Origin of the sequence: Nocardia sp. NPDC049707, assembly GCF_040674855.1 — a bacterium.
Lineage (GTDB): Bacteria > Actinomycetota > Actinomycetes > Mycobacteriales > Mycobacteriaceae > Nocardia.
Genome location: NZ_JBFANN010000039.1, coordinates 1 through 22,282, shown reverse-complemented (window position 1 = coordinate 22,282; position 22,282 = coordinate 1). Strand labels below are relative to the sequence as shown.

At 65.9% G+C, this 22,282-nt stretch carries 19 protein-coding genes; 7 read left to right on the top strand and 12 right to left on the bottom strand.

The window, feature by feature from the left end:
• Complete coding sequence (locus AB0J29_RS27940; protein ID WP_364792549.1) at window positions 1-1,137, top strand: putative zinc-binding metallopeptidase; 1,137 nt, start codon at window positions 1-3, stop codon at window positions 1,135-1,137.
• 70 nt (window positions 1,138-1,207) lie between these two features.
• On the opposite strand, the gene AB0J29_RS27935 is transcribed toward AB0J29_RS27940, so the two are convergent.
• The 6 genes from AB0J29_RS27935 to AB0J29_RS27910 all read right to left on the bottom strand — a co-directional run bounded on the left by AB0J29_RS27935 (window position 1,208) and on the right by AB0J29_RS27910 (window position 8,507).
• On the bottom strand, window positions 1,208-2,233 hold the full coding sequence (locus tag AB0J29_RS27935) for a DUF2637 domain-containing protein (protein WP_364792546.1): 1,026 nt from the start codon (window positions 2,231-2,233) through the stop codon (window positions 1,208-1,210).
• A gap of 159 nt (window positions 2,234-2,392) precedes the next feature.
• Window positions 2,393-3,130, bottom strand: a complete 738-nt coding sequence (locus AB0J29_RS27930; RefSeq protein WP_364792679.1) for a glutamine amidotransferase — start codon at window positions 3,128-3,130, stop codon at window positions 2,393-2,395.
• A 23-nt stretch (window positions 3,131-3,153) separates the two neighbouring features.
• The gene (locus AB0J29_RS27925) at window positions 3,154-4,389 is read right to left on the bottom strand and encodes a MurT ligase domain-containing protein (RefSeq protein ID WP_364792543.1); all 1,236 of its coding nucleotides are present in this window, start codon (window positions 4,387-4,389) and stop codon (window positions 3,154-3,156) included.
• Window positions 4,390-4,460: 71 nt separating this feature from the next.
• Window positions 4,461-5,078 carry a pyridoxamine 5'-phosphate oxidase family protein gene (locus AB0J29_RS27920; protein WP_364792540.1) on the bottom strand — a complete coding sequence of 206 codons (618 nt, stop codon included), beginning with the start codon at window positions 5,076-5,078 and terminating at the stop codon, window positions 4,461-4,463.
• 169 nt (window positions 5,079-5,247) lie between these two features.
• On the bottom strand, window positions 5,248-7,023 hold the full coding sequence (locus AB0J29_RS27915; RefSeq protein ID WP_364792537.1) for an FAD-dependent oxidoreductase: 1,776 nt from the start codon (window positions 7,021-7,023) through the stop codon (window positions 5,248-5,250).
• A gap of 515 nt (window positions 7,024-7,538) precedes the next feature.
• Window positions 7,539-8,507, bottom strand: coding sequence for an EamA family transporter (locus tag AB0J29_RS27910; RefSeq protein WP_364792534.1), 969 nt, complete (start codon window positions 8,505-8,507; stop codon window positions 7,539-7,541).
• Window positions 8,508-8,834: 327 nt separating this feature from the next.
• Here AB0J29_RS27910 and AB0J29_RS27905 point away from each other — a divergent pair, with 327 nt between their 5' ends.
• Window positions 8,835-9,731 carry a LysR family transcriptional regulator gene (locus AB0J29_RS27905; RefSeq protein WP_364792531.1) on the top strand — a complete coding sequence of 299 codons (897 nt, stop codon included), beginning with the start codon at window positions 8,835-8,837 and terminating at the stop codon, window positions 9,729-9,731.
• A gap of 19 nt (window positions 9,732-9,750) precedes the next feature.
• On the opposite strand, the gene AB0J29_RS27900 is transcribed toward AB0J29_RS27905, so the two are convergent.
• Together AB0J29_RS27900 and leuA are read right to left on the bottom strand one after the other, a co-directional pair.
• Window positions 9,751-11,421 carry an AAA family ATPase gene (locus tag AB0J29_RS27900; protein ID WP_364792528.1) on the bottom strand — a complete coding sequence of 557 codons (1,671 nt, stop codon included), beginning with the start codon at window positions 11,419-11,421 and terminating at the stop codon, window positions 9,751-9,753.
• Window positions 11,422-11,900: 479 nt separating this feature from the next.
• Window positions 11,901-13,691, bottom strand: a complete 1,791-nt coding sequence (gene leuA / locus AB0J29_RS27895; protein WP_364792525.1) for a 2-isopropylmalate synthase — start codon at window positions 13,689-13,691, stop codon at window positions 11,901-11,903.
• 230 nt (window positions 13,692-13,921) lie between these two features.
• Between leuA and AB0J29_RS27890 the strand changes: the two genes are divergently transcribed.
• The 4 genes from AB0J29_RS27890 to AB0J29_RS27875 all read left to right on the top strand — a co-directional run bounded on the left by AB0J29_RS27890 (window position 13,922) and on the right by AB0J29_RS27875 (window position 19,101).
• Window positions 13,922-14,689, top strand: coding sequence for a sulfite exporter TauE/SafE family protein (locus AB0J29_RS27890; RefSeq protein ID WP_364792522.1), 768 nt, complete (start codon window positions 13,922-13,924; stop codon window positions 14,687-14,689).
• A 174-nt stretch (window positions 14,690-14,863) separates the two neighbouring features.
• Window positions 14,864-16,441 carry an alpha/beta hydrolase gene (locus AB0J29_RS27885; protein ID WP_364792519.1) on the top strand — a complete coding sequence of 526 codons (1,578 nt, stop codon included), beginning with the start codon at window positions 14,864-14,866 and terminating at the stop codon, window positions 16,439-16,441.
• Between the two features lie 130 nt (window positions 16,442-16,571).
• Window positions 16,572-18,194 carry a GMC oxidoreductase gene (locus AB0J29_RS27880; protein WP_364792516.1) on the top strand — a complete coding sequence of 541 codons (1,623 nt, stop codon included), beginning with the start codon at window positions 16,572-16,574 and terminating at the stop codon, window positions 18,192-18,194.
• 58 nt (window positions 18,195-18,252) lie between these two features.
• Entirely contained in the window at window positions 18,253-19,101 is an 849-nt protein-coding gene (locus AB0J29_RS27875) for an ion transporter (RefSeq protein ID WP_364792513.1), read from the top strand.
• Here AB0J29_RS27875 and AB0J29_RS27870 read toward each other — a convergent pair.
• The 4 genes from AB0J29_RS27870 to AB0J29_RS27855 all read right to left on the bottom strand — a co-directional run bounded on the left by AB0J29_RS27870 (window position 19,079) and on the right by AB0J29_RS27855 (window position 21,948).
• Window positions 19,079-20,290, bottom strand: coding sequence for a low temperature requirement protein A (locus AB0J29_RS27870; protein ID WP_364792510.1), 1,212 nt, complete (start codon window positions 20,288-20,290; stop codon window positions 19,079-19,081). The two genes, AB0J29_RS27875 and AB0J29_RS27870, sit on opposite strands and share 23 nt — an antisense overlap.
• 38 nt (window positions 20,291-20,328) lie before the next feature.
• Window positions 20,329-20,787 (bottom strand): SRPBCC family protein, encoded by a 459-nt coding sequence (locus AB0J29_RS27865; protein ID WP_364792507.1) that lies wholly within the window; start codon window positions 20,785-20,787, stop codon window positions 20,329-20,331.
• Window positions 20,788-21,108: 321 nt separating this feature from the next.
• Complete coding sequence (locus tag AB0J29_RS27860; protein ID WP_364497907.1) at window positions 21,109-21,297, bottom strand: DUF1918 domain-containing protein; 189 nt, start codon at window positions 21,295-21,297, stop codon at window positions 21,109-21,111.
• Window positions 21,298-21,357: 60 nt separating this feature from the next.
• A complete protein-coding gene (locus AB0J29_RS27855) occupies window positions 21,358-21,948 on the bottom strand; it encodes a TetR family transcriptional regulator (protein ID WP_364792504.1) in 591 nt (196 codons plus the stop codon).
• A gap of 58 nt (window positions 21,949-22,006) precedes the next feature.
• On the opposite strand from AB0J29_RS27855, the gene AB0J29_RS27850 reads away from it, so the two are divergent.
• Window positions 22,007-22,192: a hypothetical protein gene (locus AB0J29_RS27850; protein WP_364792501.1), complete on the top strand. Its 186-nt coding sequence runs from the start codon at window positions 22,007-22,009 to the stop codon at window positions 22,190-22,192.
• Window positions 22,193-22,282 lie beyond the last annotated feature (90 nt).

Sequence of the window (22,282 nt, the reverse complement as noted above, 5' to 3'; positions counted from 1 at the left end):
ATGCGCGATTTCACCTGTCCGAACTGCGGACAACAGCTGGCCTTCGAGAACTCGGTGTGTCTGTCCTGTTTCAGCCCACTCGGTTTCAGCCTCGCCGATCGGGCGCTGGTGGTGATCGGCGATCCGCTGGGAGATGCGGCGGTGGATCGGTCGAGCGGCGTTGTCGATCGCGAGCGGTTCCGGCTCTGCGACAACTTGCATGTGGCGGAATGCAATTGGTTGGTGCCAGTGCCCGGTTCCGAGGTCGCCGGCGCGATCGTGCCGCCTCCCGCGGGTACGTCGGAGGATGCCTGGCAGATGCAGGCGGATGAATTCCCGGCATCGGATGACGATGGGGGACCGAGCCTTTGCGAATCCTGCCGCCTGACCCGCACCCGCCCCAATGATCTCGATGCCGCGGGCCTGCGGGCGTTCGCCGAGGCCGAGGCCGCCAAGCGGCGACTGATCATGGAGTTGGTCGAACTCGGCCTGCCGATCGTCGGCCGCGACCGCAACCCGCACACCGGCCTGGCCTTCGACCTGCTCTCCAGCGTCACCGACCGGGTCAGCACCGGACACGAAAACGGCGTGATCACTGTGGATCTGGCCGAGGCCCACGACCCGCACCGCGAACAATTGCGGATCGAAATGGACGAGCCGTACCGCACCCTGCTCGGCCATTTCCGGCACGAGATCGGCCACTATTACTTCTCGGTACTGATCGCCGATGACGATGCCGCGCAACGCTTCCGGAACCTGTTCGGTGACCCGAACGCCGACTATCAAGCGGCACTGGACCGCCATTACACCGAAGGCGCGCCCGCCGGCTGGGAAACCAACTACGTCTCGTCCTATGCCAGCATGCACGCCGCCGAGGACTGGGCCGAAACCTTCGCGCACTACCTGCACATCCGCGACACCCTCGACACCGCCGCCGCCTTCGGCTTCGCCCCCGCCGGCGCGACCCTCGACCGTCCCCAAGTCGGCCGCGCCGGCTTCGACCGCATTATCGACCGCTGGCTTCCCCTCGCCTGGTCCCTCAATATGGTCAACCGCTCAATGGGCCACGACGACCTCTACCCCTTCGTCCTGCCCGACCCGGTCCTGGAGAAGATGCGCCTTGTCCACGACCTCTGCACCACCCCGGATTCCCGCTGACCTAGCCGACACCGTTGGTTGCGATCAGGTGGTCCGCGATGCCTTCCGGTGTGGCTGAGGCAGTTTCGAGTCAGAAGGGGCTGATCTCTGCCTTGCCGCCCGCGCCGCTGGTCGCGAATGCCGGTGTGATCAGCGGTGCTGCCGCTGTCCCTGGCAGTGTGTTGGTCGGCAGCTTTTTCGGAGCGACGGGCAGCGGGTCGGTATTCTCCAAGATCGCGGCGTCCAGCGCCGGCACGACAGGCTCTTCCTGCGGTGCCGAATCCCGATCCTCGCCCGCCGCTTGGTCGCGGTCCTCCTGCGTTTCCGGCGCGCGGTCCTCCGGCATCGCCGGTGCGTGTTCCGCCGGTACTGCCGGTGCGTGTTCCGCCGGTACTGCCGGTGCGTGTTCCGCCTGTGCTGTAGGTGTGTGCTCGGCCTGCGCTGTGGGTGCGTGTTCCGCCCGTGCTGTGTGTGTGCGCTCGGCCTGTGCTGTTGGTACGCGGTCCATCTGTGCTGTTGGTACGCGGTCCGCGTGTGCTGTCGGTACGTGTTTCGCCCATGCCGTCAATGTGTGCTCCGCCTGCACTGTCGGTGCGTGTTCCGCCCGTACTGCCGATATGTGCTCCGCGATGCGTGCGCGATCATGTTCGCGCCCGAACAGCATCAGGGTGAGATGCACCGCGAACAGCATGGTCAGCGGCATACCGGCGTAGAGCGACAAAGACACGGGGCTGCCCCCGATTTCGCGCGCGTACTCGATATTTCCGGCGACCGACATCAGGGTCCAGAAGACGAACAGCGCCGTGGCATACCACCAGGCCGAACTTCGCCTGCGGAAGGTGGCGGTGGCGATGATCGAACCGATGACCAGTCCGTCGATGGCGATCGGCACATTCGCCGCGAGCGCGGGAGCCACCAGGTTTCGCACCGACAGGTCGTGCAATGCGACAAACGACATTTCGAATGACGTGAGTGCGACGACGCCGGTGACGACTGCCGAAGCATGTAGCGGGCGCGGCCGCCACGACCGAAGTCGGCGGATCAATGACAGCAGACCATCCGCCGGTGCCGACTGTCCCTCGAGCAGTTCAGAATCCGTTGTTGTGATCGTTGTCATAGCCGGAGCGTATCGTGCATCACTCCGTATTCCGTCGAGGCTACCGACGAAAACACGGCGCGTTGTCCGTATATCGGACATCGTGCCCAAATCCGCCATGCCCGATGACGGCGCGGTTGCGTCCGCTGCCGATCACCCGCGACGAGCTCGGATCAGTGCTCAGGCGCGCAAGCGTTCTCGGCGGAGTCGGTCCACCTCGGGCAGGTGCAGTGGGGGGAGTTCGTCCACGCCGAGAACGCGCATGAGCAGGAGGTCCGCGAGTTCCGGATTGCGGGCGAGTGCGGGGCCGTGCATATAGGTTCCGATGGTGGAACCCTGGACTACGCCTTCGAGGCCGTCGCCGACACCATTGCCGACGCCGCGGGTGACGTGCGCGAGACCGGTGGCGTCGCCGCCGAGTTTGGTTCCGCCGCGGTGGTTTTCGAAGCCGGTCAGGGCGGCGGTGAGGCCGGGGAGCATCGGGGTGGTCGTCACCTCGCCGATGGCGCGCTTGGCCTGCGGGGAGGTGGTGACATCGATGAGCCCGACGCCGTCGACGCGCTCGCCGGTGGACGTCTCGTACCAGTGACCGAGCACCTGGATGGCGGCGCAGATGGCAAGTACCGGAGCGCCTTTCGCGGCGGCCCGCTGCAAGCCCGGATAGCGCTGCAGGTGCCGGGTGGCCAGGCGCTGCGCCGAATCCTCCGCTCCGCCAAGGGTATAGATATCGAGTGACTCGGGAACCGGCTCGGACAGGGTGATTTCGACGATCTCGGCGTCGTGGCCGCGCATGCGCAGTCGCTGCCGCAGCACCAGCGCATTGCCGCCGTCGCCGTAGGTGCCCATCACATCGGGCAGCACCAGACCGATGCGCACAGTCGATTCGTGCCCGCCCGTCACCCGGCCACCGCCCCTCATCGAATCGCTAGGCGATGCTGACATTATTTTTGCCCCTCCAGATCGCGGTTGAGATCGCGGAACGCGGTGTAGTTCGCCAATACCTCGACCCGTCCCGCCGGACAGGATGCGATGGCGCGCAAGGGATCCGACACCGTGGTGTGCTCGACTCCGGCATAGGTCAGGCGCACCGCGAGATCGGTGGCGCGCTCACCGGCGGCCACCACCTGGACGCCCTCGAAATGTTCGAACCGCACATCCCATAGCCAGGACAGATCCTCGCCATCGGGCACCTGCCCATTCACCGCGATCACCAGACCGGCCGAATCGGGCTCGATCATCGACAGCGCCTCCTGCCAGCCCGCGGGATTCTTCGCGAGCAGCAGTCGGGCGGCGTGCTCGCCGACCTGCACCGTCCGATAGCGACCGGCGATCTCGCGCACCGTACCCGCCGCGGTCACCGCCGCCGCCGGATCCGCACCGAGTGCGACCGCCGCGGCGACCGCCTGCGCGGCATTGCCCTTATTGGCGCGTCCGGGCAGCGCCAATTTCAGCGGCAGCCGGACACCGTTGGGCCCGACCAATTCCGAGCCGTCCAACCACCAATCCGGTTCGGGCCGTTCGAAGTCCGTTCCGGTGCTACGCCAATGCGCACCCTCCCAGACGATCGGCTCACCGCTGCGCGGACAGCTCGTCGCATCCATCGACCAACCGCTGCCCGCCGCGACCCACACCACATTCGGATGGTCGTAGGCGATGGAGGTGACCAGCACATCGTCGCAGTTGGCGATCACCACGGTCTGCGGATGCCGCGCCAGTCCGGCGCGCAGCTTGCGCTCGATCATATTGATCTCGCCGACCCGGTCCAGCTGGTCACGGCTGAGATTCAGCAGGACCACCACGGACGGATTCAGCGAATCGGTGACATGCGGCAGATGCAGTTCATCCACCTCGATCGCGGCCAACGGCGTCCCACGGTGCGCACTCAGCGCGGCCACGATGCCCGCGTCCATATTCGCGCCGTCGGCCTGCGTGGCGACCTCGCCGAGGGTGCTCAACGCGGCGGTGGTCATCCTGGTGGTGGTCGACTTGCCATTCGTGCCGGTCACCAGCACGGTGCGCCGTCCGCGGCCCAGCTGATCCATGATCGTCTTATCGATCTGCAGCGCGATCAGCCCGCCGATCATCGACCCCTTGCCGCGTCCCGCCTTCTGCGAGGCCCACGACGTTGCCGCCGCCGCCCGCAGCGCGAGCCGCCCGCGCACCGTTATATCTGCCACGCCGCGAGTCTATGTGCTCTGCTCGGCAGCGCATTCGCTGCGGCCCACCCGCTCGGCCGCGGTGGCCGTACTCACTCCCGGTACAGCTTGGCGTTGTAATTTTCCGGCGAGTAGTAGCGCTCCAACTCCTCCACCGTCTCGGTCACATTGGTCTGGACCTCTTTGACGAGCCGGGCCGGACTCGGCAGATTGTCGACCGGCCACTGCTCCGGTTCCCATAGCTGACTGCGGATGAACGCCTTCGCGCAGTGGAAGAAGATCTGCTCGATATCGACCTCGATCGCCAGGATCGGTCGATGGCCCTTGACCACCATGTCGTCGAAATAGGGTGCGTCGCGGAGCAAACGGGCCCGGCCGTTGATGCGCAGCGTCTCGCGGCGGCCCGGAATCATGAACAGCAGCCCGACGTGCGGATTGCTGAGGATATTCAGGTAGCCGTCGGCCCGGCGATTACCGGGCCGTTCCGGAATGGCGATGGTGGTGTCGTCGAGGACCTTCACGAAACCGGGCGGATCGCCCTTCGGGGAGGTATCGCAATTGCCGTCGGCATCGCTGGTGCTCAGGGCGATGAACGGGGTGGCCGCGATCCAGTCGCGATCGCGGGGATGCAGTGCGACGCGCTCCTTGGTCGCGGCTCGCGGAAGGACCTCCCCGAGCAACTGCCGCAGCTCGGCTGGGTCGGTGATCAATCCCCGGTCCCCCCGGAATTCTTGCCGGTCGTTGTGCACGTGCAGACTCCCGTTCCGGGCTGCCGGATACGTGCTGAACAACTCTTGGGCGTATCCGGCGAGTTACCTATGTGCTTGCGAAATCAATGATCACGTTGACTCTACGGTGATCTGCGCGGCGAGTCACGGGTCACAGACGCACGTCGAACAGGTTGGGCTGGCCCGCGGCGTAGCGGTCGGCATCGATGCGGCGCAGCGGTTCCAATTCGGTGGCCCGGTAGAGCGTGAACTTGCGGCAGCGTTCGGCTTGGGAACCCGAAACGTCGAGGATGGCATTGACCGCGTCGCGCGCCGACTCGTTGGCGCCCTCCATGGTTGCCAGGTCGACATTGGTGCGCACGTAATCGCCTGCCAGGAATAGGTTTTCGAGCGTGCCGTGGGTCTCCGGTCGGCAGTCCCATGACCCGGCGGTATTGATCAGCAGCGGATCCGCATTGGCATTGCGCCGCTGCGATTCCTGCCAGCTGATGCCGGGATCGAGGAACCAGGAATGCAGATCGGCATCGCGCAACAGTTCGTCGCGATCGTTCAGATGTGCCGTCATCTGTGCCCACACCTCGCGCGCGATCTCCTCGTGTGTGCACTCTTTGGCGGGCTTGCCATAGAGCATGCCGGGGGAGTTCCAATCGGAGATATCGACCGAAAGACAGTCCTGCACGGTGCCGTCGCCGAATTCGGTGAGTTTGCGGGTCCACAGCTGATTCTGGGTGACCGAGGTGAGCGACCACGGCGCGTCGATATAGGCGGTGTGACCGTGCGAAATATCCATCGGCCTGCGCAGATAGAACTGGATGCCGTTCATCCAGTCGACGAAGAGCCGATCCATCGCGGCCAGCTCCGGGCGCACCTCGAGCACGTCGGGTGACCACAGGGCGCGAGCCTGTTCGGCGGGCAGCGCGACCACGAAATAGTCGGCCTCGATACTGCGCTGGGCGCCGTTCTCATCGACGATGCGGGCCTTGGCGATCCGCCGATCACGCATCTCGAGTCCGCGCACCTCGGCCCCGAGCGCGAATTGCACGCCGAGTTCGCGCAGCTGCTGCACCCATGGATCGATCCACACCGAATTGGTCGGCCCGTTCAGCACCCGGTCCAATGAGCCGTCATTGCCGAGTCCGAAAGGGTTGCCGAGGAACTGCTCGCCCATGGTGCCGATGGTGCGGACACTGGCGACATCCTCCTTCGCGGCCACCATGATGCTGGTCAGGGTGCGCGAGAGCAGGGCGCGGAATTCGTGAGAGCGCTGGTGGCCGCCGACGAAGTCGCGCCATGAGGTGTATTCCCACTGCCCCAACCGGCGGGCGTCGCAGCTGGAGTTGAATACCAGCAGGCGATCGGCGAAGTAGGCGCCTTCGTAGGCGGGCATTTTCAGGGCCGTCGCGATTGTTGCGCCCATGGTTTCGCGGAACGAGTCCGGGGTGAAATTCGTGCTGGCGTTGGGGCCCAAGGGAAGTCGGAAATCATCGCCGCCGAGGCGGGCGAAACGTGCCTCCGGCACGCCGATCAGGTTATTCCAAACGCCATTCGGATTGCCCGCGAACGGAATTCGCCGCATGGTATCCGGAATATGTTGGTAGAAGCCGGGAAAGAAGCGGAAGCCGTGCTCACCCGGTAGGTCCGGCCGTCCGCCCGATCCGCTGCCCGGCACCGGAATGCTGCGCGCCTTGCCCCCGAGTGCACGTCGCTCGAAGACGGTGACCTCGAATCCACGCTCGGCCAATTCGTGTGCCGCGGTCAATCCCGCGACCCCACCGCCGAATACCGCGACCCGCCTGCCACCGGGACTGCCCGCGGCAGGCGCCGACCTCAGCCCACCGGCCGTCAGCGCCCCCGCCGCTGCTACTCCCGCTGCGACGGTGCCGCGCAGCATTGCTCTTCGCGATACCGTCCATCGCTGATCTACCATGCGCTTCTCAGCCGCCTACAGCGCGCCGAACAAACTGTCCGACGCCACCCTTCTGAGCACCGACAAGTTTCTCGACAACGTTCCAGCCTCCGACCCTGTTCCACGCCGCAAACACTGTAAAGCGACTGTCAGTGGGGAGCCGACCCACCCCTGACGTCGCCCGCCGGAACCTGGTCGGCCACCGGTTCACGAAAATGGCGCGGCAGACATTACCGGGCGCCGTGACCGGTCCGAACCGGTTTCCTGAACCGGTGTTGTACGCAACCTGCGCAGGTCAGGGCGTCACAGCGACCGGCATGTGCATGTCGGTCGGCTCAGGCCTCCGTCGATCGGGTTGCCGGTCGAGCGTCGGGTCCGGGGCAGGGGCGAAACCGGTTCGACCGGTAGGGCAATCGTGTTGTGCCGGTCGGCCGATTCCATCAATCGGGTTTGCCTGTGGAGGGTCGGGTCCGGCGAGAGGTCGCGGTCGAAACGGTTCGACCGCAGTGGCAATGGCATCGTGGTGGCCGGTCGGCTCAGGCGTCCACCATTCGGGGGCGCCCGTCGAGGTCTGGCTCCGGCCTCGGGGGCGGGGTCGAATCCGGCTTTGCCGCTACGGCATTCGCATCGCGGCGACCCACCTTTGTCGCCGCGAATGCGCCGGCGATCACGATGGCGCCACCGAGCAGCGACAGCGGCGTCGGGTCCTCGCCGAAGGCGGCCCAGGCGGCGAGGATGCCGACCACCGGGACCAGCAGGGACATGGGCGCGACCGTGCTGGCCGGGTACCGGCTCATCAGATAGGTCCACAGGCCCGAGCCCACGATCGTGCCGAGCGCGACGATGTAGGCGAGGCCGAGCAGCGCATGCCGGCCGCCCGGGGAGGTGACGTCGGTCAATGCGTGCAAGCCGGTTGTCGGTCCTTCGATGGCTGCGGACAGCGCGAACATCGGGATCGGCGGTACAACCGTCATCCATAGCGTCAAGTGCAACGGGTTGACGTCGCCGGACGCCGTCGCCAAGCGCGAGCCGATATTGCCGAAGGCCCACCCCAGACCACCCGCCAGCGTCAGCAGCACTGGCAACAGCGCCGCATGCTGTGCGCGATCGAGCCCGATCACCACAATGCCCGCCACTGCGACCGCAATGCCGAGCAACTGTGTCATCCGCAGCCGCTCTCGCAGGAACAGCGCCCCCAGAACCACCGTGAACGGCGCGGACGATTGCAGCACCAACGAGGACAACCCGGTCGGCATACCCGCCCGCATAGCGGTGAACAGAAACGCGAATTGCAGAATCCCGAACCCGATCCCATACAACAGGAACCACCGCAATGGCACCTTCGGCCGCGGCACGAACATCAGCACCGGCACCGCGATGACCGCGAACCGCAGCGCGGCGAAAAAGAACGGCGGAAAGTGGTCCAGCCCCACCCGAATCGCGATGAAGTTCAGCCCCCACAGCACGACAACGGTAAGCCCGAGCAAACGGTCACGATTGGTCACGTTCTTTATCTTCGGTAATGAAACAACTAAGAACAATCGAATAAATGTGTACTAACGATGTAGCATCACTTAATGGTTTCCGGAAGCCATCCCGCCCCGACTTCCGACGCCCGGCAACCGTTGCCTCGAGCCGATGAGGCTGGGGATACCTCGGAGTCGGCGTCAACCGCATCGGCGGCCGGGTCGACGGCATCGGCAGGGGTGGCGGAGACTGCGAGACCGGCGCCTCCCGATTCGCCCGGTGGCGTGGGGAGTTCAGCTCACGCAGCCGTACCGCCCGCAGGGGCGGAGCAGACCGCAGGGGTGGGCGGGCGGGTTGGACCGCCGATGGCGGTTGAGCGGCTGCGGTTGCTGCGGGAGTTCGCGGATCGCGGGACTGTCGCGGCTGTGGCCGAGGCGCTTTCGATGACTCCTTCGGCGGTGTCGCAGCAGCTCAAGGTGCTTGCCAAGGAGGCCGGTGTCGCGTTGCTCGAGCCCGATGGGCGGCGGGTTCGGCTCACCGATGCGGGGCAGGCGCTGGTGGTGCGCGCCGATGAGGTGCTTGCCGCGATGGACCGTGCGGTGGCCGAGATGGCGCACTATCGCGGGTCTGCGCGCGGTCGCGTCCGGGTCGCGCTGTTCCCGTCCGGCGCCGCATTGCTGCTGCCGCGGGTGCTGCCTGCGCTGGCCGACAGTGGTGTCGAGGTCGTCGCCCGTGACGAGGACTTGCCGCCGAGTGAAGTACCGCGCCTGCTCGCCGACTACGACATCGTCCTCACCCACCGCGACGAGCGCTCACCCGGTATCGCGGGCCCGCGCGTCAGTACCACGGTCATTATGCGCGAACCCACCGATGTCGTTGTCGCACCGACCCATCCGCTCGCGACCCGTACCGAGGTGACCCCGGCCGAACTCGCCGAGGAGACCTGGCTCAGCGTCCGCGGCGGCTTCCCGGTTGACGACGTGCTGCGCTCCATCGTGACGATGACCGGCGTCCAACCCCGTATTGTCCAGCGCCTCAACGACTTCCGCGTTATCGAAACCCTCGTCGCCGCGAACTACGGTGTGGCTCTGATGCCCCGCTGGGCTGTCGCCCACCCGGACCTCGCCGTCCTCCGCCTCTCCGGCGTCCGCGCCGCCCGCCTCTACGAACTGGCCACCCGGCCCCACGCCGCAACCCGCCCCGCCATAGCCACCGTCCTGCAAGCCTTCCGCACCGCCGCCACCCAGATCACCGCCGAATAGCGCCCCCGAGAACCGGATGCTAGTAGTGCCTGGGCGGACCGGGGCGGTGCTGCTGGGTACCGATGTAGCCGAAATCGTCGGCGACCATGGCGGCCAGCTCCAGGAGGGCGCGCCGGGTCGGCTTGCTCACCAGTTCCAGGTCGATCTCCGCGCCCTCGGCGAGATGGTCGTCGAAGGGCACCACCTGGACCGCGCGGGTGCGGTCGAGGAACAGTTTGCGTAGCTGGTCCAGGTCGACGGTGGAGGCGCCGCGACGAGATGCGTTGACCACCACCACCGTTCGCTCGACCAACTTGCTGTAGCCGTGGTGGTCCAGCCAGTCCAGGGTGGCCGAGGCGCTGCGGGCGCCGTCGATGGCTGGTGAGGTCACCAGCACCAGTGAGCTGGCCATATCGAGCACACCGGCCATGGCCGAATGCATCAGACCAGTGCCGCAGTCGGTGAGGATGATGTTGTAGAACGACTGCAGGATGCCGATGGCCTGGCGGTAATCGGCCTCGCTGAAGGCTTCGGAAACCGCCGGATCCTGTTCACTGGCAAGCACTTCCAGTCGGCTCGGCGCCTGGGAGGTATGCGCCCGGACATCGGAGTACCTGGTGATGTGCTGATCCTCGAGCAGATTGCGCACGGTGGAGCGGGTCTGCCGCGGCACCCGATGCGCCAGGGTGCCGAGGTCGGGATTGGCGTCGATCGCGATGACCCGGTCACCACGCAGTGAGGAGAACGTCGATCCGATCCCGACTGTGGTCGTGGTCTTACCGACGCCGCCTTTGAGCGAGAGGATCGCGATCCGATAATCCCCGCGCACCGGCTGATTCACCCGGTCGACGAGATCGCGGTAGACGATATCCGCCGCCGACTCACCCGGATTGATCATGCCGCCGGAGGCCTTGTGTACCGCGCGTCGCCAGCCGCTGCGCGGTGCCTTGCGGGCCCGCTTGAGCAGGTTCAGGTCATTGACCGAATGTCCGGGCTGGCCGGGTTGCGTTACATGCTGCGGCTCGAACGGCCGCTGCTGACCTGCCGGGCCGCCCTGCCAACCCGGCGGTGGGCCCTGCTCGGTATACGGCATCACACCCGCGCCCGGCCCCTGCTCGCCATAGGGCATCAGGCCAGTGCCCGGCCCCTGCTCGGCGTACGGCAACTGCCCGGTGTGTGGTTGCTGCCCCATGGACGGCTGCCCCATCGGCCCCATGGGCGGCTGCTGATACATCGGCGGCTGCTGCACCGGTGGTGGTGGCGGCGCCCAACTGTAGATCGGCCCGCTCTGCGGCTCGGCCTGACTTTCCGTCGGCAACCGCCGAACCAGCCCATCGGGCCCGATCTCCGGCCGGTACTCGCCATAGGACGGCTCGGGCTGCACCGGATGGTTACCGCTCTGGCTTTGACCCGGCTGATACGGCTGCGCGAACTGACCGGGGTGGTACGGCGCACCGGGCGGCGCGAAGACCTCGGGCGGCCCGTACTGCTGCGGCGGCACCCCGGCCTGCGGGTAGGTGGTGGTCTGATCCGCCGGCCCGACCGGATATCCGGTGAACTGCTCCGCTGGTTCATCGGACTGCCCGGCCTGGTCGGTGACCTCGACGGTCTCCTGCGCATCACCCGGACGCTCGGATCCCGCGTCGACGGGTGCGGATTCGGCCGCTTCGTTTGGCGCCGAAGAGTCGGTGGTGACCTCGGCCGTATCCACCGAATGACTCTGCAGCCAGGGCGGAGAAGTCGGGTTGTGGTCGTTAGTTGTCACAGTTCCCCCATCTGCTCAGGAATTCGAGCAGAGAGCTCGGCGCTTGAATGCGAATAAACGCTAGCACGGGGTACCGGGCTCCGCGCCGTGGTATACACGGCTGCCGCGCCGAGTGCCACACGCGACCAGCCGCAACCCGAAGACGCTGTCCAACAGCGAGTTCGAGAGTCGGACGCCCGGGTCGGCGACACATCGTCACCAAGGGGCGTCCGGTTCTCACCGTACTCCGTGGTCTCGGCCGAGGTGCCGGATCGCTCGGACCGACCCGAACGACCTCGGCCCCAACAGATCCGGCTCGACGAACCCGGTCGAACGAATCCGGCTCGAACGAGCCCGGCTCCGAAACCTGGCCCGAACCGGCCCGGCTCGACGAACCAGCCCGAATGAACCTCCGGCCCTGCCGAACTCGGCCCAACCGCCCCGCGTCAGTGCGCCCGGTTCACCGCCGACACCACTGCTCGCAGCGACGCGGTCGTAATGGAGGTGGCGATACCGACACCCCACACCACCTTGTCGCCGATCGCGCACTCCACATATGCCGCGGCCTGCGCGTCGTCGCCCGAGGACATCGCGTGCTCGGAGTAATCCAGCACTCGCACATCGAATCCGACCGTCGCGATCGCGTCGACGAAGGCGGCCAGCGGTCCATTGCCCGCGCCGGTGATTTCCTGCTCGACGCCGTCGACCTTCACTACCGCGGTGATCGCGTCCACGCCGCCGTCGGTCTCCGAGGCGGTCACCTTCTGCCGCATCCGCTCCAGCGGACGGATCGGGCTCAGGTACTCCTCGGCGAAGACATCCCACATCTCCTTGGGCGAAACCTCGCCGCCCTCACCGTCGGTGATCGTCTGGATCGCCTGGGAGAACTCGATCTGCAGCCGCCGCGGCAGCACCAGCCCGTGATCGGACTTCATGATGTAGGCGACGCCACCCTTACCGGACTGGGAGTTGACCCGGATGACGGCCTCGTAGGTACGGCCAACATCCTTCGGGTCGATCGGCAGGTACGGCACCTCCCAGACGATGTCGTCGACATCGGAGTCGGCGGCATCGGCCGCGACCTTCATCGCATCCAGACCCTTGTTGATCGCATCCTGATGCGAACCGGAGAACGCGGTGTAGACCAGATCGCCACCATAGGGGTGGCGTTCGTGCACCGGCAGCTGGTTGCAGTATTCGACGGTCCGGCGAACCTCGTCGATATTGGAGAAGTTGATCTGCGGATCCACGCCGCGCGAGAACAGATTCATCCCCAGCGTCACCAGGCAGACATTGCCGGTGCGCTCACCGTTGCCGAACAGGCAGCCCTCGATGCGATCCGCACCGGCCTGGTAGCCCAGTTCGGCCGCGGCCACCGCGGTGCCCCGGTCGTTGTGCGGATGCAGCGACAGCACGATCGAATCGCGGCGGGCCAGATTGCGGCTCATCCACTCGATCGAGTCGGCGTAGACATTCGGGGTCGCCATCTCGACGGTCGCGGGCAGGTTGATGATCATCGGCCTGTCGGGGGTGGGCGCGATGATCTCGGTGACCGCGTCGCACACCTCCTTGGCGTAGGACAGCTCGGTGCCGGTGTAGGACTCCGGGCTGTACTCGTAGCGCCAGTTGGTGTCCGGATACTTCTTCTCGATCTCCAGGCACAGCTTCGCCGCATCGGTCGCGATCTTCTTCACCGCCGCCCGGTCCGCGCGGAACACCACACGTCGCTGCAGGACCGAGGTCGAGTTGTAGAAGTGGACGATCACATTGGCCGCACCGGAACACGCCTCGAAGGTGCGCTCGATCAGTTCAGCGCGGCACTGGGTCAGCACCTGGATGGTGACGTCATCGGGAATCGCGCCGTCCTCGATGATCTCGCGCACAAAGTCGAAATCGGTCTGGCTGGCAGACGGGAAGCCGACCTCGATCTCCTTGTAACCCATCCGCACCAGCAGGTCGAACATGCGGCGCTTGCGGGCTGGGCTCATCGGGTCGATCAGGGCCTGGTTGCCGTCGCGCAGGTCGACAGCGCACCAGCCGGGGGCGCGGTCGATGATCTTGTCCGGCCAGATGCGGTCGGGCAGCGTGATCGGCTCGACCTCCTCGGCGAAGGGCCGGTAGCGGAAGGTCGGCATGGAGGAGTTCTGCTGCCGGTTCCAGGCGGGCTGGTCGGCAGGGGCGGGTTTGCTCGGGGCCGTGATGGCGCGCGAGCTGGATACGAACGCGTCAGCGGACATGCGATTTCTCCAGGGGTGTGGTGGATCCCAGTTAACGGGTCGACCGGCGCGGCAGAACCCCGCGACGGGAGGCCAGTCCGATCAGACCCCGTCGCGGCGGCCGAGAAGAAGTGCCCGCTGCATGATGCCGGCGAGTTTACCGTGCCCGGAGGCGCCGCCGAAAGTCCGGTCCCGATCGTCCGGTCATCCGACCTGACGATTAGCGTTCCGACCGGCTGGAGGTAGTTCATATGACTTGGCTGGAACAACTGGCGGTCTTCGGCGCGGGGATCGCGGCGGGCGGCATCAACACCATCGTGGGATCGGGCACCCTGATCACCTTCCCGGTACTGCTCGCCTTCGGGATTCCGCCGGTCACGGCGAATGTGTCGAACACCATCGGTCTGGTCCCCGGTGGTGTCAGCGGGGCCTATGGCTACCGGCGCGAACTCGAGGGACAGCGGGCAAGGGTGGTCCGGCTCGGCTCCGCGTCCCTGCTGGGCGGTACCACCGGTGCGATCTTGCTGCTCATCCTGCCCGCCGCGGCCTTCAAGGCAATCGTGCCGGTGCTGATCATCGCGGCGTTGATCCTGGTCGTGGTCCAGCCGCGGTTGGCGCGCTGGGTCAAAGAGCGCCGGGCGTCCGGCACCGATCCGGCGCCCGAACACGGTGGCCTGATCCTGTACGTCGCGATATTTCTGTGCGGCGTCTACGGCGGTTACTTCGGGGCGGCCCAGGGCGTGTTGTTGATCGGGCTGCTCGGGGTGTTCGTGCACGAGGACATCCAGCGGCTCAACGGGGTCAAGAATGTGCTCGGTCTGCTGGTCAACGCGGTTTCCGCGGTGGTTTTCACGCTGATCGCCGATGTCGACTGGCGGGTTGTCGCGCTGATCGCCGTCGGTTCGATCATCGGCGGCCAGCTCGGCGCGAAGATGGGCAGGCGGATGCCGCCCACGGTATTGCGTGCGGTGATCGTCGTGGTGGGCAGCATTGCCGTCGTCCGGCTGCTGATGACGTAGCGGTAACCGAGTTCGAACACAATAGTCTTGTCGACCAGCGAAGTTCGACCGGATACGGAGGAAGTACGTGGCACTCGAAATGCGAAACCCCTAGTGTGGTCGCATTTGTGGCGCAGCGGGATTAGTCCCGAAGGAGGACGACGGCGGCCGGGTTCGCATCGCAGGATGATCGGTATGCGCGGGTGGAAGATCGTCGGATTGGCCTTGGCGGCCGTATTGGTGTCGTCCTTGGTCGCCTGCTCCCGGCAGAGTGCGGTGGTCTCGCAGGTCGCCGAACTGGTCGCGCAGGCCGATGCGGCGCCGACCCCGACGCTCGATTGGGCACAGTGCACCGAACCGGAGTTGAGCAAGTATCAGTGTGCGACGGCGGCGGTCCCGATCGATTACGCGCAGCCGAATGGCCCGACGTTGTCGCTGGCCGTCCTCAAACAGCCCGCCATCGATGCGGACCATCGCATCGGCACCCTGTTCAGCGCCGTCGGCGGACCCGGCGGTTCAGGGTTCGAAATGGCGAGCCACGGCGAGTTGTCCGACGGTGAGGTGGCCCGCCGATTCGATGTGATCACCTTCGATCAGCGCGGCATCGGCCGCAGCGGTCAGGTGCGGTGCTTCGCCAATTCCGAAGAGCAGCACCGCTTCTGGTCCGGCGTCCTGCTCCCGCCGACAAATGCCGAGCAGGAGGCCGTTGCCGCGCGCAATGCCCGCGAACTGGCCGCCGGCTGTGCCGCGCACAGCCCGCAGCTGCTGCCGCACCTCACCACCGTCGATGCCGCCCGCGATCTGGATCTGCTGCGCCGCGCGGTCGGCGAGACGACCATGACCTATCAGGGCTGGTCCTATGCGAGCTATCTCGGCGCGGTGTACGGCGCGCTGTTCGGCGACCGGGTCCGCGCACTGCAACTCGGCTCGATGATCGACCCGGACGCCTACAGCAACGATTCGCGCGCCCAGATCGCCGACTCCGCGGCGGGCACCGAGGATGTGCTCGCGGAGTTCCTGCGGCTGTGTGCCGAAGCGGGACAACCGCGTTGTGTGTTCGCGGGGCCGACCGAAACCGATGCCGCCGCGCTGCGCGCCCGCAACGATGCCGTATTGGACCGGCTGCGCCAGGGCCCCATCGCGGTCGGCCAGGGTGAGCACTCTCGCGCGGTAACCCTCACGGAGGTGCTGCCCGCACACGCCACCCTGCTCTACGACACGAAGGACGGCTGGCCCGTGCTGGCCGAACTGCTCACCGAACTGGAGCGCGGCCCGGCGGGCAATCCCGATGTCGTACAACAGATTCTGGACGCGATCGGTTTCACCGAGGATTTTCTCGAATCCTTCACCGCAATCACGTGCGCGGACAACAGCTTCGGCCGCGAACCTGAGCAATGGCCCGTCATGGCCGCCGAACTCGCCAGCGCCGCACCGCATTACGGTGCCATGTGGCTGTACCTGCGCCAGGCATGCGGTGCTTGGCCCGCACCGGCGAAGGGGTATCCGCAGCGCATCACCGGTCCGTGGATTCTGCGTTCGGATAAACCCGCCCTGCTGTTCAACAACCGCTTCGATCCGGTCACCCCGCTGACGGCTGCCCGCCGGGCCCAGCAGGAGCTGGTCAATGCCAGGCTGGTGATCATCGAGGGCGGTTACGGGCACCTGGTGATGAGTGACTGCGCGGCCCGTCTCCAGGAGCACTACCTCGTGGACCTGCAACTCCCGGCGCCTGGCGCTACCTGCAAGCCGGACAAGGCCCCGTTCGCCGACTGAGACGCCCGTACCGGCAACCGCCTCGACGGCACTCGACCGAGATCGTCGGTTTCCTTCGGCGCCAGCTGTTCAGCACCGCCGAATACCGGTAGTCTGCGCTCGGTCATGCGTGATGAGGGAGGTAGGCCGGGTGCACAGACGTGCCTTTTTCAAGGCATCCGGTGCGGCCGCGATGTTGGGTGTCGCGGGTATTGCAGTGGGTGCGGGGCGATCCGGTGCCGCAGATCCGATGTGGGACGACCTTTTCCGCATGTGGGTCCCGGAAATCTTTGCGCCACTTCCTGATCCGCCCGAACATTCGCCCGCGATCGTGATCGGCTCCGGCTTCGGCGCCTCGGTCACCGCACTGCGCCTAGCTCAGGCCGGCATCGCCAATACCGTGTTGGAGCGCGGTTCGCGCTGGCCCAACGATCCGTGGCGGGAAATCTTCACCGGTGACGATCTGCCCGACGGCCGCGGCTTCTGGCATCGCACCAACTTCACCGGCGTCACCAAGGTGCCGATGCATTTCGCCAGCTTCGGCGGCGTACTCGACTGCACCGAGTATTCGGGCATCGACGTATGGCGGGCGGCCGCTGTCGGTGGCGGCTCGGTCATCTTCTCCGGTGCGATGGTCGCGCCCGAGCGTCGCTTCTTCGACCATATCTTCGGCGGCACAGTCGATTACGGCGAAATGGCGAGCGTCTATTACCCACGCGTGCGGGAGATGTTGCGGCTCAGCCCTATTCCGGCAGACCTATACGCCGCCGCGCCGTTCGCGCATTCCCGGGCCTGGGACGAACAGGTGCGCAAGGCGGGCTATCAGCCGGTCGCCAATGACTCGATCTTCAAGTGGGATGTGTTACGCGGCGAAATCGCAGGCACCACAAGGCCTTCCGCGACGGTGGCGCGCAGCAGTCTCGGTAATTCCAACGGCGCGAAGTTCGACCTCAACCAGAACTACCTGCGCTACGCCGAGGACACCGGCAAATCCGCCATCTATCCGGGGCACCGCGTCGACGCCATCGCGCAGGAATCCGGCGGCCGCTATTCGGTGACTGTGACAAAACTTTCGCCGACCGGCGAGGTGATCCGCACCCGCACCCTCACCTGCGACCGCCTGTTCCTCGGCGCGGGTTCGATCGGCACCTCGGAGCTACTGGTGCGGGGCCAGGCGACCGGCGCACTGCCGAACCTCAACGAGCACATCGGCGATGGCTGGGGCACCAACGGTGATGTGGTGCTGGCGCGCGGTGCCAGCGAGTTGGCCGGTTTCGGTCAGGGCGTGCCGAGCGCGAGCCGCATCCTCGACGAATCCGCGGTGCCGCTCACGCTCGAAAATTGGTACATCCCTGGCATTCCGTTCGAGACCGGCGCGCTGGCCTCCCTTGGCATGGTGCTCGATCCGGCCCGCGCCCGCTTCGGCTACGATCCCGCCCGCAATGCGGTCGGGCTGTCCTGGTCGGCCAAGAACCGTGACGATATCGTGGCGGCCGCCCGCGCGGTCGATCACCGGATCGCCGAACGTGCCAATGCCGTGGTCGAATACAGCGCACTCGGTTACGACGCCAACGCATTGTTCACCGCGCACCCGCTGGGCGGTGCGGTGCTCGGCCGGGCCACCGACGGTAATGGTCGCGTGCACGGCCATGCTGGCCTGTATGTGATGGACGGCGCGGCCGTTCCGGGCAGCACCGGCACGGTCAACCCCTCGCTCACCATTACCGCACTGGCCGAACGCAATATCGAGGCGATCATCCGCGCTGGGAAGTAACCTGGGGCGAACGCGTATTACCCTCGGCGGGACCGTTCGGCGTCGAAGGGATCGTTAGGTGGCAACTCCAACCAGGCCGACCACGCTTGGCCTCGACGACGGGCCGAAGCTGGATTTTCCGCGCAAACCGCCTGCGCTGTGGTCGGACCTGGTGATGCTGGTGCTGGCCATCGTCTCGGTCGTGCTGGTCACCTGGGTCAGCTTCTTCGACGTCTCCGCGCACACCTACCGCGTGATCGTGGTGCTCGATTACTCGGTCTGCGCGATATTCGCCGCCGAATTCCTCTGGCGCTGGCGCCGTGCCGGCTGGCCGTGGACGTTCCCGTTCGTCTATTGGTATGAAGTGCTCGGCATGATCCCGGTGACCAGCCCATTCTTCCGCGGGTTCCGGTTGCTGCGGATCGTGGTGATCGTCGTGCGCGTCGGCCGGGTCGCCGATCGGGCGCTCGGCGATCGGGTGACCGCGGCGGTGGTGAACCGGTTCGTGACGACCATTGTCGATGTCATCAAGCGCCCCATGACCATCGCCATCCTGGACGAGGTCGCGCAGGTGCTGCGTGCCGGCCACTACACCCGCAATATCGCGGCGGCGCTGGAGGAGAACCGCGCCGAAATGGACGAGATGATCCTCGAACTCATCAAGAACGATCCGCAGGCCGGACGGGTCCGCTACATCCCGTTCCACGACGAGATCATCCGACTCGTCGCCGACACCACATTTCGCATCGTCTTCCAGGTGCTGGCCGATCCGCGCACCGACGAACTGGTCTCGGACATGATCCGCGAGAACGTGGATCAAATCCGGGACGCGGTGCATAACGGGGTGCGCGTCGAGTCCTCCAACTGCGGCCCGACGCCGCACGAACAAACCGTGCGCTATCAGCTCAGCCGTATGTCGCGTGCCTGATCTCATTGCGCGGCTGCGCGTAACGCATTGTCTCCCAGACGATCAGCAGCACCAGTACTCCGCACAGCAGCGCCAGTGCGGCCAGCGCGGGCAGCGCACAGGCCGCCGGAATCAGCGCCAGCAGCACCGCGGCGGCCACCAGTCGCGGCACCGTGACGCTCCCGGTCGCATAGTGCTTGAACCCGACCAAGGCGATCAGATACAGCACCACACCGCCGTACAGCGCGAACAGCGGTATCCCGGAGAGCGCGTCGGTCAGGTTGTGCGCCGATTCGTCGCCGACGTAGTAGAGCACCTTCTTCAGTCCGAGCGAGAGTCCGATGATCCCGGCGATCATCGGGAAATGCCAGAAGGTGTAGGAGTTTCGGGCGATCTTGATCTGCCGCTCGCCCTCGGCCCGCTGCAACTCGTGCTCCACCGACAGTGCGGCCGCATCGAAATACGCCCACCACAACAAGCCTGAAATCGCAAGTCCGAGTAGTGATCCGACGGCGATCGGCCACGAAATGGGCAGTCCCGCAACGCCGATGCCGATCGAGACGATCGATTCACCAAGCGCCACAATAATGATCAGTCCGTAGCGTTCGGCGAAATGGCTGACCGAATTGATTCGCCAGTCCTCGCCCGCGAGCAGGGTCCATCCCATATCGCCGGCGATCGCGGCGATCCACAGCACGATCTGCACCGTCCCGGAGGTCATCGCCGCGATGACGAGCAGGGTGGTCCCGATAGTGATGGAGCCGAGACTCCAGCGCAGCACCTGGTTGCGTAGTTGCGAATCCTCGGCGCTGGCCAGCACGAACATGCCCACATGCACCACGCGCACGATCAGGTACGCGATCGCGAAGACCAGCGGGCCATACCAGCCGCCGGGCAGATCGTGGAAGGCCTCCGGAATGGTGAGCGCCGCGAGGAATCCGCCGCCCATCGCGACGAACATGGCCACGCGCGCGATGCCCTCATCCGCGCGCACCACATTGCCGAGCCAGGAGTAGGCGATCCACAGCCACCACATGACGGCGAGCACCAGCAGTGCGCGCAGCATGTTCTTGGCGCTGGTCTCGTGTGCGGCCAGGTCGGTGACCATGGTGAAGGCGAAGACGAGCACCAGATCGAAGAACAACTCGAGCTGGGTTACCGACGCATCGTCGGCCGTCGGTAGCAGGCGTGCCCGTTTGGAACCGATCATGGGTCACATAGTCGCATCCGCTTGCGCAAGGGGCAGCCCTAGACGGCCTGATAGTTCTCGTTTTCGGTGAAGCCCTCAGCGAACTCGATGAAGTTCTGCACGACGGTCTCGTTCGAGCGCCGCATGGTCCGGCTCACCAGCATGCCCGGGATCGGGATCGGGACATAGAGCTCGACGTGGTACCAGACATCGGTACCCTCTTCGCCCTCGGTGACCTCGAACCAGCCGCCGCCCTTCACCCCGCGGGTGCTGTCGGTGACCTCCCAGGAGGAACGTTTCTCGGTCCACTCGTACTCCAAGACCTGTAGATCCGAGCGGCCCATCAGTTCCGCTTTGACGAATACCCGGCGCGGTCGCAGGTCGTCGTCGCGGCTCGCGACCCGGGCATCGCGGTAGGAGGTGGACCACTCCGGGAGCATCTCGACCGCGGCTAACGCATCCATTACCTGCTCGGGGTCGGTGTCGATGACAAAACGGATATCGGTCTTTGTACGCATTCCATACCTCCGCCCCCGCCCAACTACATCGGCAAATTGTGCCCAGCGACACAATCGCAAGTCAACCGAGTGGATGGTGCCCGAAGCCACACGGTCGCATATCTCGGGGGAATCACGGTCGATTATGAAGGGCGAGAACAAGTTACGGTTGGTATTCGAAGAAACCGCGATATCGCGGCCCCGGTGGACTTGCCGGCGGAGATGCCGGGGGCGCGGTGCGGTCGCCCCACGAAAGGCAACGGGTTGCCGGACCAGGTGTGTGCGTACGGCTGGGCAGCGCGCAGCGGGCCCGCGGCCAGCGGGCCCCGCGCGTGCTGCGGCTCAGTGCGGCGTTGGTTCGATGATCGCGTCCGGGCCCGGGTAGACGAGCGATTCGTGCCCGTCATCGAATCGCACCACATACGGCGGTGCGCCCTGGGGGCCGCGGACTTCGACGATTTCGCCGTGGCGATCACCCTCCCCCACCACGTGGCCGTGCACGAGGAGCCGGTCTCCGACATTCGCCATCATTGCCCCATTATCGAATGGCGGTGACGCGCGTCACAAGGGTTCCCGGTAGAGCGCGGCGTTTCACTCTGAGCCGACGAGTCGATCGACCGCGGCTTCGATCAGTTCCTGGCTCTGTGCCTCGGTGAAGATTCCGGGCAGCGTGAGCCGGTCCACGATCAGCCAATTCAGGGCCAGATACAGCAGAATCACCGACTTTTCATCGCCGGGCAGTTCGGCTTCGAGATGGTTGCGCACATTGAAATCGAGATCCGCGCGCACGGCCTCGGTCATGACCGCGCGCAGCTCGGGTCGCCGCGTCGCCTCCAGGCGCAGCTCGAGCATGGCCAGGTAGCCGGTGCGGAACGCCTCGAGGCGACCGACCGTCTCCCGCATCAGCTCGGTGATATGCGCCTTCGTCTTCGCGCCGGTCGCGAGATCGGCCATGGTCGCCGCACTCGGGGCCAGGCGTTCGTAGAATCGCCCGCCCGCCTGGGTCATCAGGTCGTCGCGGTTGGCGAAATAGTTCGACGCCGTACCCGCTGGCACCCCCGCTTCCTTGTCCACCGCGCGGAAGGTGAGCCCGCGCGCTCCCTCCTTCGCCAACACCTCGAGCGCCGCATCGAGCAGCGCTTGCCGCCGCTCCGGATTTGTCCGCACTTGACACCACTCCATCCGTAGTACTACTTTCAAATCACTACAGACAGAGTACAACGAATCAGGCGGTATGAATATGCGAAAGCTCGTTTACTACGTGGCCGTGTCGCTCGACGGCTATATCGCGGGTCCGGCGGGCGAGTACGACTTCTATCCGCTCGACGCCGAGATGGCCGCGTGGATCAATGGGGAGTGCCCGGACTTCGTGCCGGGTCACCTGCGGCCGCACGCCGGGATGGCGGTGGACGAGCCGAGTAAGTGAGCGTCTGAGAACTCCGGCTGCGCGTGTGTGACGCTCGAGATTTGAGTGAACTCCTGGTAGTTCAGTGATTGCTGAGGTCGCTGTTCCACC

Bases quoted from the DNA above. Each gene is read 5' to 3' on its own strand.
- AB0J29_RS27940 (WP_364792549.1), top strand. From the start codon at position 1: ATGCGCGATTTCACCTGTCCGAACTGCGGACAACAGCTGGCCTTCGAG.
- AB0J29_RS27935 (WP_364792546.1), bottom strand. From the start codon at position 2,233: ATGACAACGATCACAACAACGGATTCTGAACTGCTCGAGGGACAGTCG.
- AB0J29_RS27930 (WP_364792679.1), bottom strand. From the start codon at position 3,130: ATGAGGGGCGGTGGCCGGGTGACGGGCGGGCACGAATCGACTGTGCGC.
- AB0J29_RS27915 (WP_364792537.1), bottom strand. From the start codon at position 7,023: ATGGTAGATCAGCGATGGACGGTATCGCGAAGAGCAATGCTGCGCGGC.
- AB0J29_RS27905 (WP_364792531.1), top strand. From the start codon at position 8,835: ATGGCGGTTGAGCGGCTGCGGTTGCTGCGGGAGTTCGCGGATCGCGGG.
- leuA (WP_364792525.1), bottom strand. From the start codon at position 13,691: ATGTCCGCTGACGCGTTCGTATCCAGCTCGCGCGCCATCACGGCCCCG.
- AB0J29_RS27890 (WP_364792522.1), top strand. From the start codon at position 13,922: ATGACTTGGCTGGAACAACTGGCGGTCTTCGGCGCGGGGATCGCGGCG.
- AB0J29_RS27885 (WP_364792519.1), top strand. From the start codon at position 14,864: ATGCGCGGGTGGAAGATCGTCGGATTGGCCTTGGCGGCCGTATTGGTG.
- AB0J29_RS27870 (WP_364792510.1), bottom strand. From the start codon at position 20,290: ATGATCGGTTCCAAACGGGCACGCCTGCTACCGACGGCCGACGATGCG.
- AB0J29_RS27865 (WP_364792507.1), bottom strand. From the start codon at position 20,787: ATGCGTACAAAGACCGATATCCGTTTTGTCATCGACACCGACCCCGAG.
- AB0J29_RS27860 (WP_364497907.1), bottom strand. From the start codon at position 21,297: ATGATGGCGAATGTCGGAGACCGGCTCCTCGTGCACGGCCACGTGGTG.
- AB0J29_RS27855 (WP_364792504.1), bottom strand. From the start codon at position 21,948: ATGGAGTGGTGTCAAGTGCGGACAAATCCGGAGCGGCGGCAAGCGCTG.
- AB0J29_RS27850 (WP_364792501.1), top strand. From the start codon at position 22,007: ATGCGAAAGCTCGTTTACTACGTGGCCGTGTCGCTCGACGGCTATATC.